16 protein-coding genes and 1 pseudogene are annotated in these 17200 nt (G+C 61.5%); 3 read left to right on the forward strand and 14 right to left on the reverse strand.

The window, feature by feature from the left end:
- Positions 1-106 precede the first annotated feature (106 nt).
- The 3 genes and pseudogenes from B5F39_RS00170 to B5F39_RS00180 all read left to right on the forward strand — a co-directional run.
- Positions 107-1273, forward strand: a complete 1167-nt coding sequence (locus B5F39_RS00170; RefSeq protein ID WP_087362821.1) for an MFS transporter — start codon at positions 107-109, stop codon at positions 1271-1273.
- Between the two features lie 6 nt (positions 1274-1279).
- Positions 1280-1534 carry a hypothetical protein gene (locus B5F39_RS00175; RefSeq protein ID WP_087362822.1) on the forward strand — a complete coding sequence of 85 codons (255 nt, stop codon included), beginning with the start codon at positions 1280-1282 and terminating at the stop codon, positions 1532-1534.
- 15 nt (positions 1535-1549) lie between these two features.
- Positions 1550-2653 (forward strand): annotated as a pseudogene (locus B5F39_RS00180) (MATE family efflux transporter); the annotation flags it as partial.
- Positions 2654-2701: 48 nt separating this feature from the next.
- Here the strand turns inward: B5F39_RS00180 and B5F39_RS00185 are convergent.
- The 14 genes from B5F39_RS00185 to B5F39_RS00250 form a co-directional block, all read right to left on the reverse strand.
- Positions 2702-3064: a hypothetical protein gene (locus B5F39_RS00185; protein WP_087362824.1), complete on the reverse strand. Its 363-nt coding sequence runs from the start codon at positions 3062-3064 to the stop codon at positions 2702-2704.
- Between the two features lie 118 nt (positions 3065-3182).
- On the reverse strand, positions 3183-5537 hold the full coding sequence (locus B5F39_RS00190) for a Smr/MutS family protein (protein WP_087362825.1): 2355 nt from the start codon (positions 5535-5537) through the stop codon (positions 3183-3185).
- Between the two features lie 45 nt (positions 5538-5582).
- Positions 5583-6266 (reverse strand): CvpA family protein, encoded by a 684-nt coding sequence (locus B5F39_RS00195; RefSeq protein WP_087362826.1) that lies wholly within the window; start codon positions 6264-6266, stop codon positions 5583-5585.
- Complete coding sequence (locus B5F39_RS00200) at positions 6263-6538, reverse strand: hypothetical protein (RefSeq protein WP_087362827.1); 276 nt, start codon at positions 6536-6538, stop codon at positions 6263-6265. Before B5F39_RS00200 ends, B5F39_RS00195 begins: the two co-directional genes overlap by 4 nt.
- A 28-nt stretch (positions 6539-6566) precedes the next feature.
- Complete coding sequence (locus tag B5F39_RS00205) at positions 6567-6851, reverse strand: hypothetical protein (protein WP_087362828.1); 285 nt, start codon at positions 6849-6851, stop codon at positions 6567-6569.
- A gap of 78 nt (positions 6852-6929) precedes the next feature.
- A complete protein-coding gene (pheT, locus tag B5F39_RS00210) occupies positions 6930-9362 on the reverse strand; it encodes a phenylalanine--tRNA ligase subunit beta (RefSeq protein ID WP_087362829.1) in 2433 nt (810 codons plus the stop codon).
- A gap of 12 nt (positions 9363-9374) precedes the next feature.
- Complete coding sequence (locus B5F39_RS00215; protein WP_204244994.1) at positions 9375-10460, reverse strand: phenylalanine--tRNA ligase subunit alpha; 1086 nt, start codon at positions 10458-10460, stop codon at positions 9375-9377.
- Positions 10461-10527: 67 nt separating this feature from the next.
- On the reverse strand, positions 10528-11196 hold the full coding sequence (locus B5F39_RS00220) for a TrkA family potassium uptake protein (protein ID WP_087363137.1): 669 nt from the start codon (positions 11194-11196) through the stop codon (positions 10528-10530).
- A gap of 19 nt (positions 11197-11215) precedes the next feature.
- Complete coding sequence (locus tag B5F39_RS00225) at positions 11216-12481, reverse strand: potassium transporter TrkG (protein ID WP_239390980.1); 1266 nt, start codon at positions 12479-12481, stop codon at positions 11216-11218.
- Between the two features lie 96 nt (positions 12482-12577).
- Positions 12578-12928, reverse strand: coding sequence for a 50S ribosomal protein L20 (gene rplT / locus B5F39_RS00230; RefSeq protein WP_087362831.1), 351 nt, complete (start codon positions 12926-12928; stop codon positions 12578-12580).
- Positions 12929-12978: 50 nt separating this feature from the next.
- Positions 12979-13176: a 50S ribosomal protein L35 gene (gene rpmI, locus B5F39_RS00235; RefSeq protein ID WP_087362832.1), complete on the reverse strand. Its 198-nt coding sequence runs from the start codon at positions 13174-13176 to the stop codon at positions 12979-12981.
- Between the two features lie 44 nt (positions 13177-13220).
- Positions 13221-13910, reverse strand: a complete 690-nt coding sequence (infC, locus tag B5F39_RS00240; RefSeq protein WP_343217564.1) for a translation initiation factor IF-3 — start codon at positions 13908-13910, stop codon at positions 13221-13223.
- Positions 13911-14431: 521 nt separating this feature from the next.
- Complete coding sequence (locus B5F39_RS00245; RefSeq protein ID WP_239390984.1) at positions 14432-15952, reverse strand: acyl-CoA carboxylase subunit beta; 1521 nt, start codon at positions 15950-15952, stop codon at positions 14432-14434.
- Positions 15953-16157: 205 nt separating this feature from the next.
- Positions 16158-17150, reverse strand: a complete 993-nt coding sequence (locus B5F39_RS00250) for an amidohydrolase family protein (RefSeq protein ID WP_087362835.1) — start codon at positions 17148-17150, stop codon at positions 16158-16160.
- Between the last annotated feature and the right edge of the window lie 50 nt (positions 17151-17200).

The raw sequence follows: 17200 nt of genomic DNA on the forward strand, positions 1-17200 counted from the left end.
GCACGTTCTTTGACAAAGCGGCGATTGAATACTATAACATAACACATGCTCCGCGAGTTCGGAAAAAACGCCTAAACCGGACGGCGGTTTTGGGGGGACGCGGCGGATGGCCGACGGCAAGCTTTATTCTAAGGATGTTCTTCTGATTTTGACGGCGAGCTTTTTTTATTTTTCGTGCCCGATGCTGGTAACACCTATAATTACCGGGTTTTCCGGCTCGCTGGGCGCTTCGGCGGCTCTGATGGGGCTTATCGGCGGCATGATGAATCTCTGCTCGCTCTTCTGCCGCCCGTTCGCCGGCAATCTCGCGGACGTCGTGAGCAAAAGCCGCCTCTCGATAGCGGGGACGTGGATGATGGCGGCGGCCTGTCTCGGCTATATGCTCGCGCTCGGGCCGCGCGCGGTCGCGGCTTTCCGCGTGATACACGGCATTGGCTTCGCCTGCTGCTCCGTCTGCATGGCGACGTGGATGTCGAATCTGCTTCCGCGCGACAAGATCGGCTCCGGCATGGGGCTCTACGGCGCGATGAACGCGCTCGCAATGGCGCTGGCTCCGGCGCTCGGGATCTTCACCTACAGGCTTTTCGGCTACCGCGCCGCGTTTGGCGTGGCAATGCTTTCCGCACTCGTCAGCTCTTTCGTCATAATGCTCATCAAGAAGGGCGGCGAGCCGTCGAAGAAGGAACGCGCGGCAGAAAGCAGGAGGAGCCGCGGCTTCAGCTTCATCTATCCGAGAGTCGTGCCGGCGGCGCTTATCATTATGCTTTTCGCGATACCGTACTGCGCCACGCAGTCCTTCATAGTCGGCTATACGGAGGCGCGCGGCCTCCACGTCTCGGTCGGCCTGTTTTTTCCGTTCTACGCGGCGGTGCTGCTCGTGCTGCGCCTCTGCCTCAAGAGCCTGTTCGACAAGCTTCCGTTCAGGGTGTTCCAGACCGGGGCCTCGCTCTGCACGCTCGCGGCTATCATCTGTCTTTCTCTGATGCAAAGCGACGCGCTGCTTCTTCTCGCCGCGGCCTTCATGGCGGGAAGCTACGGCATAATGAGCTCCGTCTGCCAGTCCGCCGCGATGCTCGCCGCGGGGCCGGAACACCGCGGGCTCGCAAACAGCACCTATTACATCGGCTTCGACCTCGGCATGATGCTCGGCCCGGTCTGCGGCGGTCTGCTTTTCGGACACGCGCCGCTCTCTCTTTTCTATCCGGCGCTCGCGCTCGCCGTGCCGCTCGCGGCGGCGGTCTACATGGTTTCGGCGCGCAGAGGCATGTTTTAGCGAAAGATGAAAAGCCGGCTCAGCGAAAGGGAAATAGAAATCTTCGAGACGATGCCGGTGCCGAGGGCCGTCGCGGCTCTCGCGGTGCCTACGGTCGTCAGCCAGATAATCGCGATAGTCTACAACATCGCGGACACGTGGTACATCGGGCAGCTCAATGACACCGGAATGATGGCGGCGGTGACGCTCGTCTTCCCGGCGTTTCTGATGCTTTCCGCGGTCGCGAACCTTTTCGGCATAGGCGGCGCGAGCCTGCTATAGCGTTCGCTCGGGCGGCGCGACTACGAAATGGCGAAAAAAGCCGGGGCTTCGGCGGCGTGGCTCGCGGCGGCCGCGTCGCTGCTATATTCTCTCGCGGTCTTCGTCTGGCGCGAGCCGCTGCTCTCCACGCTCGGAGCCGACGAAAATTCCCTGCCTCATGCGAGCGCCTATCTTTTCTGGACGGTGACCGTCGGCGGCCTGCCGACTATTATGAACATGGTGCTCGCGCACCTGATCCGCGCGGAAGGACAGTCGCGCCGCGCGAGCTTCGGCGTGAGCCTCGGCGGCGTGCTGAACGTCGCGCTCGACCCGATATTCATCTACGACTGGGGACTCGGCCTCGCGATGAAGGGCGCGGCTATGGCGACGGCGCTCTCGAATCTCATAGCGATGCTCTATCTTCTGTATTATCTGCTGCGCCCGCGCGAGGAGAATATAATCTCTCTGTCGCCGCGCCACGTGCGGCTCACTGGGAGCACTGCGGGGGAGATTTTCTTCGTCGGCCTGCCCGCCTCGATACAGTTGGTGATGAACACGCTTTCCAACATCGTGCTGAATTATCTGATGTCGGCCTACGCGGCCGGCGCTCTCTCTGCGGTCGGCATCGTCAAGAAAATAGACCAGGTGCCGACCTACATCGTGCAGGGGATATGCAGCGGCGTCATTCCGCTGCTGGCCTACAACTACGCGGCGGGGAACTACAAGCGGCTGTGGCGCTGCACTTACTTCGCGGGGCTCTGTTCGCTCGCCGTCACTCTCTCCTACCTCGCCATGTGCGAGTCAGTCCCGGCCTTCCTGGTACGCCTCTTCATGGAAGACGGAGACGCCGTTTCAGCCGGCTCGGTCTTCCTGCGGCTGCACTGCGTCTCCATCCCGTTCCTGTCGATAATATCGCTCATCATAGCCTTCTTCCAGGCGACTGGACGCGGAAAGCCGGCGCTCGTTCTTTCCTTCCTGCGCAAAGGGCCTATAGACATCCCGCTGATGGTCCTGATGAACGCGGTATGGCCGATGTACGGCATAATGGCGGTGCAGCCGATGATGGACGTAGCCGTGGCCTCCGTCTGCGTCGCGATGTACCGCGCCGTGCAGAGGAAGGACCGCCGCGCCTCATCGTAAACACGCCGCCCGGACGGCTCCGCCGGGGCCGCGGGCGCGAGGCGGACTTTACGCCACGTCGAGAAAGCCTATCGTCCTGACCTGCGGAGTCCCCCGGAGCGGCATTACATCGATCACAGCGCGCACGTCCTCTTCTTCGACATCCATTTGCTCGCTGCGAACGGCCTGCTTGATGCGTATCTGCTCGAAGACGCGGCGCACCGTCCTGCCGTTGGCGAAGTCCTCCTCGTGCGTCAGCTTTTCAAAGAATCCCGCGAGCGCGGCTCGCGCGCCGCCGCTTACGGCGTACCCGTCCGCGCGGCACATAGAGTCGAATATATCGAGCATCTCGCCGGCGCTGTAGTCAGGGAAATCTATGTAGAACTGCACGCGCCCGCGCATCCCCGGGTTCATGTCGAGCATCGCGTACATCTCGTCGGGATACCCCGCGAGTATGCAGACGAATTCCTTCCTATTGTAATGACGACGGACAGTATGATACTGTCCGTCGTCATTACAAAAAGAATACTTAATCGTAAAAACCGCGCGCTCAGCGGCGGAACTTCACCACCGTGACGCCGTAGCCGCCTTCGCCGGGGCCGCCGAGGTTGTGTTCGGCGACGTAGGGGAGGCGTTTGCAGAGTTCCTGCACTTCGCGGCGCAGTATGCCCTGCCCGCGTCCGTGGATGACGGTCACCGCGTCGTATCCGGCGCAGTAGGCCTGGTCTAGGTACTGCTCGACCATCGGCATAGCCTCGTCTATCGTCATGCCGCGCACCATAATCGAAGACGGCACGCCGACGGGGCGGCTGACCTTTATCTGCACCGTCGGCTGCGGCGGCGCGGCTTTGCGCGTTATGACCTTGAGCTTCGTCAGAGGCACTTCGACCTCGGCTATACCGGCGCGGACGCGCGCTTTTTTGCCGGAGACTTCGATGACGGTCGCGCTCTTGCTCGTGCCGATGAGCTGCACAGTGTCGCCGGCCTTTAGCTCCTGCCCCGTCGCGACGACGGATTCCGCCGTTTCTTTCTTTTCTTCGCGCTTTATCGCGGATTTTTCTATTTTCTGGAAGTGGCTGCGCTTTTTCTCAAGCTCGCGGCGCGCCTGCGCTTCCGCCTCGGCGTTCGCCATGTTCTTGATGAGGGCGCGCGCCGAGTCCTCGGCGTTGCGTACTATCGAGAGCGCTTTTTTGTCGGCCTTGGCTATGAGCGCGTCGCGCTTTTCCTCTATCGCCTTTATCTTCGATTCGTAGTCCTTTTCGAGCGCCGCGAGCTTCTGGCGCGAACGCTCTACCTCGCGCGCCTCGCGCTCGAGCGCCGCGCGTTTTTCGTGCAGTTCGCCTATGAGGTCTTCCATCGAGACTTCGCGCCCGTTTATCGCCTCTTCGGCGCGGCGGATTATTTCTTTCTTCATGCCGAGCTTTCCGGCTATGAGCAGCGCGTTGCTGCGCCCCGGGATTCCTATCAGTATCCTGTAGGTCGGCGAGAGCGTCGCCGCGTCGAATTCGACGCTCGCCGTCTCGACGCCGTCGGCGGCGAGGGCGTAGCGTTTTATCGGGTTGTGGTGAGTAGTCGCGAGCACGAGCGCGCCGCGTTCGCGCAGCCAGTCGAGCAGCGCGATGCCGAGCGCCGCGCCTTCCTCGGGGTCGGTGCCCGCGCCTAGCTCGTCCATCATGACGAGCGAGCGCTGCGTAACCCTGTCGAGTATGCCGGTGACGTGGGTGATGTGCGCGCTGAAGGTCGAAAGACTCTGCTCTATGCTCTGCTCGTCGCCGATGTCCGCGAACAGCTCGCCTATGTCGCCGAGCACGGAGCCTTCGCCTGCGGGCACGGGGAAGCCGAGCCAGCCGAAGTAGACGCATACGCCCGCGGTTTTGAGCGCGACGGTCTTGCCGCCCGTGTTCGGCCCCGTTATGACGAGTATGCGGAATTTGCCGCCGCACCTGATGTCTATAGGCACGGACCTGTCGCCGAGCAGAGGGTGGCGCGCGCGGACGAAGGAGAACTCCGTGCGCTTCGACAGCTCCGGCATACGCCATTTGTAAAGGCGCGTCATTTCTGAGAGGGCGTAGAAGAGGTCTATCGTCCCGAGGACGTTCTCGGTGTCGAGTATGCCTTTTTTGCGTTTTATGAGGCGCGCCGTGAATTCACGGAATATGCGCGTCTCTTCGAGCATCTCTTCGCCGTAGAGGCGGCTGTATTCGTTGTTGAGGCTCATGAGGCTGTGCGGCTCCATGTAGACGCTGCTGCCCGAGCCGGAGCGTTCGATGACGGCGCCGGGAAACTGCGATATGGCGTCCTGGCGCACGAGGAATGCGTGCCGTCCGTTGCGCAGCGTGAGCACACGCTCCTGGAGCATCGAGGCTATCGACGGGTCGTTGAGCAGCGCGTGCCCGCGGCGGCGCAGAGTCTCCTTCAGCCCGCGCATTTCACGGCGCACTGCGGCCAGCTTCTCCGAGGCGTAGTCGTATAGGTGCCCCTCGTCGTCTATGACGGAGAGCATCTCCGTCTCTTCGGCGAAGTCGCGCATGTTTCGCAGAAGTATCGAAAACGACGGGTATTCCTCACGGTTTTCGGAAAGTTCCTCGCGCATACGCCCCGCGAGCGTGAGCATGAGCCTTATCTTGACGAGCTCCTCGCCTGACAAAAGGCCGTTCTCCTCGGCGAATTCGAGCATGAAGGCGACCGAGACGAGGCCGTCGGCCCACGGAAGGTCGCCCTTGCGTCCGCGGTAACTCTCCACGTCGCCGAAAAGCTCGCGGCGCTTGGAGAGCTCGCCCATATCCGAGGCGGGCGCTGTGTTCTCCGCGACGAGCGCGCCGATTTCGCTGCGGCAGCGGCGCGCCACCAGAGCCGTTATCTTAGATATTTCAAGGCTGTTGTAGGCTGCTTGTTCTATATACATGTCCGTCCTGTAAATTTATGAGAAAATAGGCGCGCGTGCGCAGCGTTACGCGCCGCTCGTTCCGAACTCCGTCGGAAGCCCCTCCTCGTAATTCGGCGAAGCCTCCCCCGGCGCCTGGCCGCCGCCGTGATTGTAGTCGTAATCGTAGTTGTACCCCTCGGGCCATTCGCCGCCGCTCCGGTACGGACGAAGTATCTCTTCCAGAGTGCCGTCGGGCAGCGCCGTGTCGTCCGGCAGAAGGCCGAGGCCGATGAGCATGGAGCGGAACTGGGGCCAGCTCCGTCCCGCGTAGCGCAGCACGTCGCTGTCCGACATCCACGTCGGATTCGCGACCGGGGCGAGCAGTATGCCGGCCGTCATTATCGCGAATATGACGACGACGGTCTTGAGCACGCCCGAAAAAAGCCCGAGCAGCTTGTCGAGGCCGCCGAGGCTGACGGCGCGTATGACGCTTTTTAAGACCATGCGGACGACCGAGGCGAGCATAGAGACCGAGAGCCATATCACAACGCCGGCGACCGCCTGCGCGACGTAAGGATTAACGCCGGCGGCGGACTCTATGAAGCCGCCGAATCCCTTGGAGTAATGAAATGAAAAATAAAAGGCCGCGATGAAGCCCGCGAGCGAGACGACCTCGCCGACAAAGCCTCGGAAAAGTCCCCGGACTACGAAGTAGAGTCCGAGGACGGCGAAGAATATATCCCAGTAGCTGAATCCGGCGACGCTCAAGCCTTATCCGCCCCTCCGCCGAACTCCGAGCAAAGCCCCTCGACGCGCTCCCCTACGTCCTCGAGGCGGAAGGCGAGCGCCATCAGCGCGAGGACGAGACGTTCGTCCTGGCTCAGATTCGGAGGGAATCCCGCGACGAGCGAGCTGACGCCTTCCGCGATGCGGCAGAAGCGCGCCGGCTCAAGCTTCGTCGAGAGAGTATATTTCTGCCGCCCGACCCAGAAGGAGTACCTTCCGTCGCCGAGCGATTTTATCTCGTTCAGTTCATCCATAAGAGGGATGCGCGGACGCTAATGCGCGTTACTGCTCCTCCGCGGGAGCCTCCTTAGGCTGCGCGGCGAGGCGTCCCATGCGTCCCAGCAGGCTGTCGAGCGTGCTGCCGATCTCGTCCTTTTCGGCCTTCGCGGCGGCGGCCGCCTTCTCCGCGTCCTCCTGGAGCTGGAGTATCTCGAGGTCCCTGTCCTCTATCACGCCTTTGAGCTCGGCGTTCTCGCGGCGGAGAGCTTCGTTGTCGTTCTTCATTTCCGTCAGTATCGCTTCGAGGCGGTCGAGGGCCTCGTTGAATTTCTCAAACTGTTCCATCATTGCAAAACACCTCCGTGTTCTTCGCGCCGCTAAGGCGTTCGGGGAAGGAGGAAGCCCTCCCCGCATAAGTCTAGCAGACTATTGCGCTCCGCGCACGTCTCCGCCGAATTTTTTGTTTATCTTTTTGGTCACTTGTCTGGCTACATTGTCTATCTGCTCAGAGGTGAGCGTGCCCTTGTCCGAGCCGACCCAGACTCTGAACGAGACGGACTTCTTGCCATCGCCGACCTGCTTGCCGCGGTATTCGTCTATGAAGCGCACGTCGCGCACAAGGTCTGCCTTGCGCGCTATCGCCTCGATGTCGCTCCACGCGACCTCGTCGTCGAAGATTATCGAGAGGTCGAAGTCGGAGAGCGGGTACTCGGGCAGATGGACGAACTCGTTCTGGCGCGAGGCGAGCGGCACGAGCTTCTCCACGTCCAGCTCGAATATTGTCACGAGGCTGCGCTTGACGCCCGCGGCCTTCGCGCACTTCGGCGAGACGAGACCGAGCGAGCCTATCACCTCGCCGCCGCGCGTGACGTTGACCCAGAGCTTTTCGTCGGCCCACGACGGCTTTTCGCTCTGGACGAAGCCCAGCGGCTCCATCTGCACGGCGCGGTGCATGTACTCGAGCGCGCCCTTCGCCTCGCGGAACAGCGCGCGCGCGTCGCTTCCGACGAAGGCCGCGCCGAGATGGCGCGCCATCTCCGGCAGCAGCTCGTCCTCGGAGTTGACGCTGTGGTAATTCCTGTCGAAGAACACCTGCGTCATCTCGAATATGCGGAAGTCTGAGAAGTAGCGAAGGTTCGTCACGACGGCCTTGAGAAGCCCAGGCACGAGCGTCGAGCGCAGACGGCGTTCCTCCGGCGCGGGCGGCGTCGAAAGCTCGAGCATCGCCGAGGTATCGGCTCCGCTCGCCTCTATGTAGGAATCCTCTATCCACGGGTAGGTGAATATCTCCTGCATGTTGCAGCGGAAGGCGAGATATTCGCGTATCGCGCGCTCGAGCTGCGGCCCGCGCTGGTTTATCGCGTGGTCGAGCGTGACGGTGGGCGCGACGAACGGGAAGTTCTCGTAGCCTATGAGGCGCGCAACTTCCTCGAGTATGTCGTCCGGCAGCGATATGTCGCCGGTCGAGCGCCACGACGGAGCCGTGACGCGAAGGACGCCGTCAAGCTCTTCAGTCGTGAAGCCGAGCGTGTCGAGTATGGCGGTGACGTCGGCGGCGGAAAGATCGCGTCCGAGGCGCTTGCGCAGGAAACCGAGGTCTACGTCGACGACGGCGCATTCGAGCGGGCGCGGATACACGTCGGTGTGCGCGGTGACTACGGACTCGGGGAAATATTCGCGGAAGGCGGCCAGCGCCACGGAGGCCGCGTCGTCTATGCGCTGCGGGTCGAGCCCCTTCTCGTAGCGCGACGAGGCGTCGGTGCGCAGCTCGAAGCGCTGCGAGGTGCGGCGTATGCCGAGCGGGCTGAAGTTCGCTATTTCGAGGATAAGCTCGGTCGTGTCCTCGAGTATAGAGTCAAGCTTGCCGCCCATGACTCCGGCGAGGCCGACCGGCGACTTCTCGTCGGCTATCACTAGATCCTCCGTCGTGAGCGTCAGCGCCTCGCCGTCTAGCAGCACGAGCTGTTCGCCCTCGTAGGCGCGGCGGACGTGGATGCCGCCCGTGATGTGCTTGCGGTCGAAGCCGTGGCACGGCTGGCCGGTCGCGAACATTATATAGTTTGTGATGTCTACCGGAAGGTTTATCGGCCTCTGCCCTACGCGCCAGAGCATGCTCTGAAGTTCGAAGGGCGAGGGGACGTTCTTTATCCCCTTGATGATGAAACCTGTGTAGCGAGTGCAGCGCTCGCCGTCCTCAATGACGACCTTCAGCTCTTCGCTCATCTCGGGCAGGACGGCGGGCTCTATGGGCTTCAGCGGGCGCTTGTATATCGCCGCGAGCTCGCGCGCCATTCCGTAGTGGCCCCAGAGGTCGGGGCGGTTGGTCATCGACTTGTTGTCTATTTCGAGAATAACGTCGTTCAGGCCGAGCGCGTCGGCGAGCGGCGTGCCGGGGGCCGCGCCGAAGGAGGTGATGTCCATTATCTCCGCCGGCTGCGTAGTCGGGAATAGCTCCGCGAGGCCGATCTCGCCCGAGGCACAGATCATTCCGTAGCTCATGACGCCGCGCAGCTTAGCTGGCTTTATCTCGACTGGGTCGCCCTCGCCGTGCCAGCGCACCCACGCGCCGGGCTTCGCGACCGCGACGAGCTGTTCAGGCGCGAGGTTCACTCCGCCGCAGACGATGAGCGACGGCTCGGGATCGCCGACGTCCACGGTGCAGACGCGCAGCTTGTCGGCGTCGGGGTGTTTTTCGACGGTCAGTATTTTGCCGACGACGAGGCCGGAAAGGCTCTCGCCCAGATTCACGGCGTCCTCGACCTCGACGGTGCACATCGTGAGGTCGTAGGCGAGCTTTTCCATCGTCAGATCCTCGGGGAGGTCGACGTAGCGTTTTATCCAATTCAAAGAAAGCTTCATGATTTCATTCTCCTACTTGAACTGCTGAAGGAAGCGGAGGTCGGCGCTGTGGAAGAGGCGCACGTCGTCCACGCCGTAGCGCATCATTACGAGGCGGTCGAGTCCGATGTTGATGTAGAAGCCCGACCACACCGCCGGGTCGAGCCCCGCCGCGCGCAGCACGTTCGGGTGCGGCGTGCCGCCCGGCATGACCTCTATCCAGCCGACGTGCTTGCAGACCTTGCAGCCCGCGCCGCCGCAGACCTGGCACTTCATGTCTATCTCGAAGCCCGGCTCGACGAACGGGAAGAAGCCTACGCGCATACGCACGTCTACGTCGTGTCCGAAAACCTTTTCGAGTATCGTCTTGATGAGCACGCGCCCCGAAGCGAAGGAGAAGTCCTTGTCCACGATGAGCGCCTCGTACTGGAAGAAGGCTCTCTCGTGGCGCGCGTCGGTCGTCTCGTTGCGGTAAACGCGCCCCGGGTATACGAAACGCGCCGGCGCGCCGTGCTCCATCAAGTAGCGCACGGAAGCTCCCGTAAGATGCGGGCGCAGGCAGAGGCGCTTCGCTCCGCGCTCCTCGTCGTGCCCCTTGAGCCAGTATGTGTCCATGCTCTCGCGCGCCGGGTGCTCGGGCGCGAAGTTGAGATTGTCGAAAGCGTACTTCTCGCTCGTGATCTCGGGCTCGGAGAAAATCTCAAAGCCGAGCGAGCGGAAGGCGTCGTTGAGGTCGTAGCACATCTGCGTGATCGGGTGGAGCCCGCCGCTGAACGGCATGACGCCCGGCACCGTGATGTCAGCCTCGCCCTCGAACGCCGAGAGAGAGTCGAGAAGCTCCGCGCCGCGCTTTTCCACGGCGTCCGAGAGAATCTGCTTCACTTCGTTCGCCGCCTGCCCGAGAGCCTTGCGCATCTCCGGCGCGGCCTGTCCGACGCTTTTCAGAATGTCCGTCAGCTCGCCCTTGCGTCCGAGAAGATTCGCCCGCACGAGCTGAAGCTGCTCGGGCTGCGTGCTCTCCGCTATCCTTTCCAGCCCGGACGCCTTTATCCTTTCCAGCCTTTCGAGAAGGCCGCCGTCACCGCACTGCGGCGCCTTCGAACCGTCGTTTTCCTGCATATTTATGCCTCCTGCCCCGGCGCGCGCTGAGGCCGCCGGGCGATTTTATCCTGAGTCTCCGGCGCGTCTACGAATCACGCCCAATCAGCGCGTCGATGCCGTCCACCGTACCTTGTACCCACAGCATGTCGCCTTCCTCGATGGGGCGCATCGGGTCGGGGATATGCTGCTTTCCGTCATATTCCATAAGTATAACAATAACTTTGTATTTTTGTGAGAATTTCAGCTCCGCCATGCTGCGCCCGATCATCTCAGGCAGCGGTGGGATCTTGCCTATCACGAAGTCGCTGCCCCCGATGCGAGTGAACGACGAGTACCACGGGTAGACGAGAGCTTCGCCGATGCGCGCGCCCATGTCGTACTCCGGCGATATGACCTTGTGCGCTCCGACGCGTTCGAGCACGCGCGCGTGCAGCCTGTTCGATGCGCGGGCTATGACCGTCGGCACTCCCAACTCGACGAGCAGCGAAGTGCAGAGCACGCTCGGCTCCACGGCCTCGCCTATCGTCACGACGGCGACGTCGACCTCCTTCGCCCCTATCTTTATCAGAGAGGCTTCGTCGGTGACGTCCATCTGCGCCGCGACGGAAATTTTGTCTGCAATCTCGGCGACGGGCGCGGCCGCATCGTCTACGCCGATGACGTTCTGCCCCAGAGAGGCGAGCTTTTCGCAGAGCGCGGTGCCGAAGCGTCCGAGCCCGACTATCAGATAGCTCTTTTCTTCTTTTTCGTTCATTTCAGAAAACGTCCTTTCGTCATCCAATCGGGACGTGGGTCTCGGGATAGCGTATCTCCGAGCCGCCGTCCACGGCTACGAGCGTCGAAATGAATGTGTAGAGGCCTACGCGCCCCCAGAACATGAGAGTCGTGACTATGAGCTTGCCCGGCGTTGAGAGGTCGGGCGTGATGCCGACGCTGAGCCCCGTCGTCGCGAGAGCCGAAGCCGTCTCGAAAATCAGAGCCGAGCACGGCATGTTCTCCGTAAAGGTGAGAAGCACCGTCCCCGCGAGCATCGTCATGAGGTAGACCGCGACGACAGAGAGCGAGCGGCGCTCCGTCGCGGGCGAAATGCTCCTGTTGAGGAAGGTGGATTCAGACCGTCCGTGCAGCTCGCTCCATACGGAGACGGCGAGCACGCCGAAGGTCGTCGTCTTGACGCCGCCGCCGGTCGAAGCCGGCGACGCTCCTATCAGCATCAGCACGATCATAAGCGCCTGACCGAGCCCGGAGAAGGTCCCAGGCGCGACGGTGTCGTAGCCCGCCGTCCTCGTCGTCACGCTCGCGAACAGCGCGTTCCAGACCTTGGCCCACGCCGGCAGCCCGCGCAGCGCGACGTTCCAGTCGGAGAGCAGCAGAAGCGCGGCTCCGCCGAAGACGAGCCCGAGAGTCATGATGACGACGAGCTTAGAGTAGACCGTGAGCCTGCGCCCGCGCTCCTTCCAGCATGCGGCGAAGTCCGCCGCGACGGGGAAGCCGATGCCTCCGAGGATTATCAGCAGCATCGCGGCCCCAGGCACGATGATCGACATGCGGTAGCCTTGCAGCCCGCCCGGACATGGAGAGAAGCCCGCGTTGCAGAACGAGCTGACAGAGTGGAACACCGCGAGATAGAGCGAACGCGCCGCGCCCTGCCCGTCGAGCAGAAAGCCCGCGAGAAGCACGAGCGCGCCTATCCCTTCGACCGCGAAGGTGTACTTTATTACGGTGAAGAAAAGCTTCACCGCGCCCTGGAGGCCGTCAACTCCGAGGCCGCCGAGGAAAAATATGCGACCCTTTATCCCGACGCGCCGCCCGACGACGATGGACAGAAGCATCATGCCCGTCATTATGCCGAGGCCGCCTATCTGAATCAGCGCGAGAAGCACTAGCTGCGATACTATCCCGGTATCCTTTGAAAGATCAAGGACGCTCAGCCCCGTCACGCATACGGCCGAAGTCGCCATGAAAAGAGCGTCTACCGGCGAGAGCGGCAGCCCGTGGATAAAGTTGTTGGAGAGCCATAAGAGAAAGGCCCCCGCCAATATTACCAGCAGGAAGCCTAAAACGATAACTCTCTCTACTTTATAAGAGGTGTGTATTTGCAATTCGGCACAACCCCGGCCCGAAGGCCACGGATGCTACAGAGCGGCCCGAGCCTTCTCCACGAGCTGGGTGAAAGCCGGAGCGTCGTTCACCGCGAGGTCGGCGAGCATCTTGCGGTTGATCGTGATGTTCGCCTTCTTGAGGCCGTTGATGAGCGCGCTGTAGGCGATTCCGTTGGCGCGCGCCGCCGCGTTGATACGGATGATCCACATCTTGCGGAAGTCGCGCTTTCTGTTCTTGCGGCCCGCGAAGGCGCTCGTCAGCGCGTGCAGGTAAGCCTCGCGCGCGCGGCGGTAGACGTTCTTCTTGCGTCCCCAGAATCCCTTTGTGATGCTGAACAGCTTCTTATGCTTATTGCGGCTGGCGCTTGAACCCTTTACTCGCATTTATAAGTCACTCCTTGAGAATTGTTTTAAGATAAACGGCTTCCCCGCGCCTAGGCGTAGGGGAGCATCTTCCTGACGTGGGCCTCGATGCCCGGCAGGAGAATGCCCTTCTTCCTCAGCGTGCGGAGGCGCTTCGAATTCTTCGTCGAAAGAAGGTGTCCGCGTCCGCTTTTCTTATAGCTTATCTTGCCGGTGCCCGTTACCTTAAAACGTTTCTTCGTAGCGGAATGTGTCTTCAGTTTAGGCATTGTTTGGTTCCTCCTCTAATTTCTCTGCCACTTGAGGCAATTTCTTATATCTGGTCTGCATCGGGCAGGACGTTCTTCTTGACCTTCTGCGGCTTCGCCTGCGCGGGCTGCGCCGGAGCATCGGACTGATCGCCCGCCGGCTTCTGCAGCTTCTTCTGCGCCTGCTTCTTCGTCTGCGCGTCCGCGGCCGGAGCTATCATGATGCGCATATAAGCGCCTTCCATGCGCGGCTCCATCTCGATCTTGCCGTAGTCGGAGACGGCCTCAAGCACCTTGTTCAGCACGTCGCGCCCCCTGTCGAGGAAGGCCATCTCACGCCCGCGGAAGAAAATCGAGACCTTGACTCTGTGCCCGTCCTGCAGGAAGGCCTTGATCGCCTTCACCTTGAACTCGTAGTCGTGCAGGTCTATCTTCGGACGCATCTTGATTTCCTTGACGACCTGGTTCTTCTGCTTCTTGCGGGCGTCCTTGTCGCGCTTCTGCTGCTGGAAACGGTACTTGCCGTAATTCATAATGCGGCATACCGGCGGCTTCGCCTGCGGCGCGACCTCGACGAGGTCGAGCTCGGCGGCCTCGGCCAATTTCAGAGCTTCCTGGATGCTGACTACTCCGCGCTTCGCGTTCATCTCGTCGATGAGAAGCACCTCGGGAGACCGGATCTCCGAATTTACGCGCGGTTCGTCGTCTTTCGTGTTTGCTATGGCATTACACCTCCCGTTAAAATTCCTTACAATAAAAAGGCCCGGGCGCATAAGAATGCACTCGGGCCTGAATCTTCTCATCAGGGCGGGCCCGGCAGTAAACTGAACCGACGGGCGAGAGGCGCATTCCTCTGCTTGAAACCCATTGACGTTCGCCAACTGGCAAATATTAGCACATTTCGCGCCGCGCCGCAACAACCGGCGAAGCCGCTGCGGGATTTCATGCGCTTACCCGCCGCCGCTGCGCGCATGACGCGGAGCGCGGCGTCTCAAAAACTCCCATGCGCGCGGAGGACGGCGAATGCCGCGCGGCTCCGCAGACTCCGAATGAGAGTGCGTGAAAAATGGGAAAGCCGCGGTGTATGCGTATCCTCACGCTGCGTCCGGCGCTGAGGCCGCACGCGCGACGGCGCGCTTTCGCTTGCCTTTCGCCCCCCCGATATGGCTGTGCGCCGGAAACGGCTCCGGCGCACAGGATGGGGTGGGGTTGGTGAAGAAGTTAGTCTTTTTGGGAGCGCGGCGCAATGTCCGCCGCGCTTTCGCGAAGCGCCGCTTTAGAGCGGGACGTTCGCGTGCTTGCGCGCGGGGCGTTCTTTTTTCATGCCCCAGAACATGCGCAGCGTCTGTATTATTTTTTTTCTCGACTCCGCGGGCTCTATGACGTCTTCGAATTTGCCGAGCTCGGCCGAGCGGTACGGGTTGAGGAACTCGTCCTCGTACATTTTTTTATACATCTCGCGCGCGGCGGCGGGATCCGCGGCCTGCTCTATCTCGTTCTTGTAGAGCACCGCGACGGCTGCGTCGGCTCCGACGACGGCGCGTTCGCAGGTCGGCCACGCCATTACGAAGTCGGCGTGCATGTCTATGCTGCACATGGCCGGCGTAGCGCCGCCGTAGGATTTTCTTATCGGCATGATTATTTTGGGCACGGTCGCTTCCGCCCACGCGAAGAGCATTTTCGCGCCGTGGCGTATTATGCCGTCGTGTTCCTGCTGTACGCCGGGGAGGTAGCCCGGAACGTCCACTATCGAAAGAAGCGGGATGTTGAAGGCGTCGCAGGTGCGGATGAAGCGCGCGGCCTTGCATGAGGCGTTGATGTCGAGGCAGCCGGCCATGCAGGCGGCCTGGTTCGCGACGACGCCTACCGGCATTCCGCCCATGCGGATGAAGCCTATGATTATGTTGCGCGCGTACATCGGCGATATTTCAAAGAAGAAGCCGTTGTCGGCTATCTTCGATATGATGCTCTTCATGTCGTAGGATTTGCGTTTGCTCTCTGGGATTATGTCGTTGAGCTCTTCTATTCTGCGGTTCACGTCGTCGCTGCACGGCACGACGGGCGGAAGCTGCGAGCAGTTGTCCGGGAAGAAGCTGAGAAGGCATTTGATCTGCGATATGCAGTCGTAGTCGTCTACCGCGACGAGCTGGCAGAGGCCGGACTTCGTGCTGTGCGTCGCCGCTCCGCCGAGAGTTTCAAGGTCTACGACCTCGCCCGTCACCTGCTGTATGACTTTCGGGCCCGTTATGAAGGCTTTGCTGGTCTTGTCCACCATTATTACGAAGTCGGTGAGAGCAGGCGAGTAGCAGGCTCCGCCGGCGCAGCTTCCCATGATGGCTGATATCTGCGGTATTACGCCGGATGCGTTGACGTTGTTGTAGAAGACTGTGCCGTAGACCGACGCGCCGGGGCCTTCCTGAAGGCGTCCGCCGCCCGAGTCGTTGAGGCCGATGATTGGGACTCCAGCTTCAAGCGCGAGCTCCTGCATACGCGCGAGCTTGAGGCCGTGCATCTCGCCCATCGAGCCGCCGAGCACGGTGGCGTCCTGCGAGTATACGAAGGCGCGGCGTCCGTTGATGAGGCCGTGGCCCGTGACGATGCCGTCCGCCGGCGCGTCGACTTTGTCCATGCCGAAGCGCGTCGCGCGCGGTTTGACGAACATGTTGTATTCGACGAATGTGCCTGGGTCGAAGAGCTGGTCTATCCTCTCGCGCGCGGTGAGCTTGCCCTTGAGGTGCTGTTTGTTTATTCTTTCCTGCCCGCCCTGGAGCATGATGTGCGCTTTCATATCGAGCATTGTTTGAAGGCTTTTATTCATTGTCCACTCTCCCTATGGGCGGGACGCGAACCGGAAGAGGTTGCGAGCGCTCCGCGCCGTAAAATTTATAAATCAGCATATAAAATATAAAGACGACGGCCGCCGGAGGGTCCCCCCGGCAGGCCGGGCGCGCGCCGCGAGCAACGGTGCGCGGCGCGCAAAATCGTTTCAGCCGGTTTTCAGCTTACATTAACCCTTTCCACGGGCTGAGGTCGAGTCCGCACTGCTCGAAGCGTTCGCCGAGGAAGTTCAGTGCGTTCTTGTACATGACCTTTTCCATGATTCCCGGACGCAGGTCGAGCTCTTCCCACTCTTTGAGTATTTCGCTGAGTTTGAAGACTCCCCACTCGGAGCCGAAGATGAATTTGTCCTGCAGGCGGCGGTTCATCTCGTAGAGCATGCACTGCGGGAAGTACTTGGGCCACATGCCGGAGGTCTCGCGCATGACGTTGGTCTTGTGCATGGCGACGTGGTTGATGACTTCGGGCCACGGCTCTCCGACGTGGAGCGCGATTATCTTGAGGCGCGGGAACTCGGCCGCGACTTCATCGACGTCGAGCGGCTGGCAGTAGGTCATGCTGTAGAGGCCGTCGCCGCCGGGCGCGCCGCTGCCCATGCCGGTGTATCCGATGTGGAACTGCACCGGGGCGCCGAGCTGCTGGCAGAGGTCCCATAGCGGGAAGAAGCGGCGGTCGTTGACGCGGAATTTCTGCGTGCACTGCTGGAACTTGAGCCCTATGAGCTTAAGGTCTACGAGCGCGTGCTCCGCGGCGTGAAGGGCCTGCTGTCCCTGCCACGGGTCTACCGAGCCCCACGCTCCGAAGAAGGAGTCGGGGAACTGCTGCCAGAGGTTGTAGACGAACTCGTTGCTCGTCGGAGGCTCGCCCATTCCGCTCGTCGCGTCCCACGCGACGGGCTGCATTTTGACGCCGTGGGTCTTGGCGTCGTTCGCCATTACCTCCGGCCCGGTCTCGTCGAACTCTGCCTTGAGGTCTTCGAGGGTGGCGTTGCCGGATTTGCCGCGCCAGTGGGGCTGCGTGTACTTTCTCGATGCGAGCATCGCTTTCATTGCCGGCGGGTATCCTCCGCGGATGAACGGATGCGCGTGTATGTCTATTATCTGAAATCCTCTTTCGTCAGGGGTTTTCGGGGTTCTGTCTCCCGCTGCGATTGCCATTCTATGACTCTCCTTTCAAATCAAAAAACCGGCGCGAGGCCGATACCGTG

This window comes from Cloacibacillus sp. An23, assembly GCF_002159945.1.
In the GTDB taxonomy this organism is placed as follows: domain Bacteria; phylum Synergistota; class Synergistia; order Synergistales; family Synergistaceae; genus Caccocola.

Bases quoted from the DNA above. Each gene is read 5' to 3' on its own strand.
- B5F39_RS00170 (WP_087362821.1), top strand. From the start codon at position 107: ATGGCCGACGGCAAGCTTTATTCTAAGGATGTTCTTCTGATTTTGACG.
- B5F39_RS00175 (WP_087362822.1), top strand. From the start codon at position 1,280: ATGAAAAGCCGGCTCAGCGAAAGGGAAATAGAAATCTTCGAGACGATG.
- B5F39_RS00185 (WP_087362824.1), bottom strand. From the start codon at position 3,064: ATGTACGCGATGCTCGACATGAACCCGGGGATGCGCGGGCGCGTGCAG.
- B5F39_RS00190 (WP_087362825.1), bottom strand. From the start codon at position 5,537: ATGTATATAGAACAAGCAGCCTACAACAGCCTTGAAATATCTAAGATA.
- B5F39_RS00200 (WP_087362827.1), bottom strand. From the start codon at position 6,538: ATGGATGAACTGAACGAGATAAAATCGCTCGGCGACGGAAGGTACTCC.
- B5F39_RS00205 (WP_087362828.1), bottom strand. From the start codon at position 6,851: ATGATGGAACAGTTTGAGAAATTCAACGAGGCCCTCGACCGCCTCGAA.
- pheT (WP_087362829.1), bottom strand. From the start codon at position 9,362: ATGAAGCTTTCTTTGAATTGGATAAAACGCTACGTCGACCTCCCCGAG.
- B5F39_RS00215 (WP_204244994.1), bottom strand. From the start codon at position 10,460: ATGCAGGAAAACGACGGTTCGAAGGCGCCGCAGTGCGGTGACGGCGGC.
- B5F39_RS00220 (WP_087363137.1), bottom strand. From the start codon at position 11,196: ATGAACGAAAAAGAAGAAAAGAGCTATCTGATAGTCGGGCTCGGACGC.
- rplT (WP_087362831.1), bottom strand. From the start codon at position 12,928: ATGCGAGTAAAGGGTTCAAGCGCCAGCCGCAATAAGCATAAGAAGCTG.
- rpmI (WP_087362832.1), bottom strand. From the start codon at position 13,176: ATGCCTAAACTGAAGACACATTCCGCTACGAAGAAACGTTTTAAGGTA.
- B5F39_RS00245 (WP_239390984.1), bottom strand. From the start codon at position 15,952: ATGCTCGATATGAAAGCGCACATCATGCTCCAGGGCGGGCAGGAAAGA.
- B5F39_RS00250 (WP_087362835.1), bottom strand. From the start codon at position 17,150: ATGGCAATCGCAGCGGGAGACAGAACCCCGAAAACCCCTGACGAAAGA.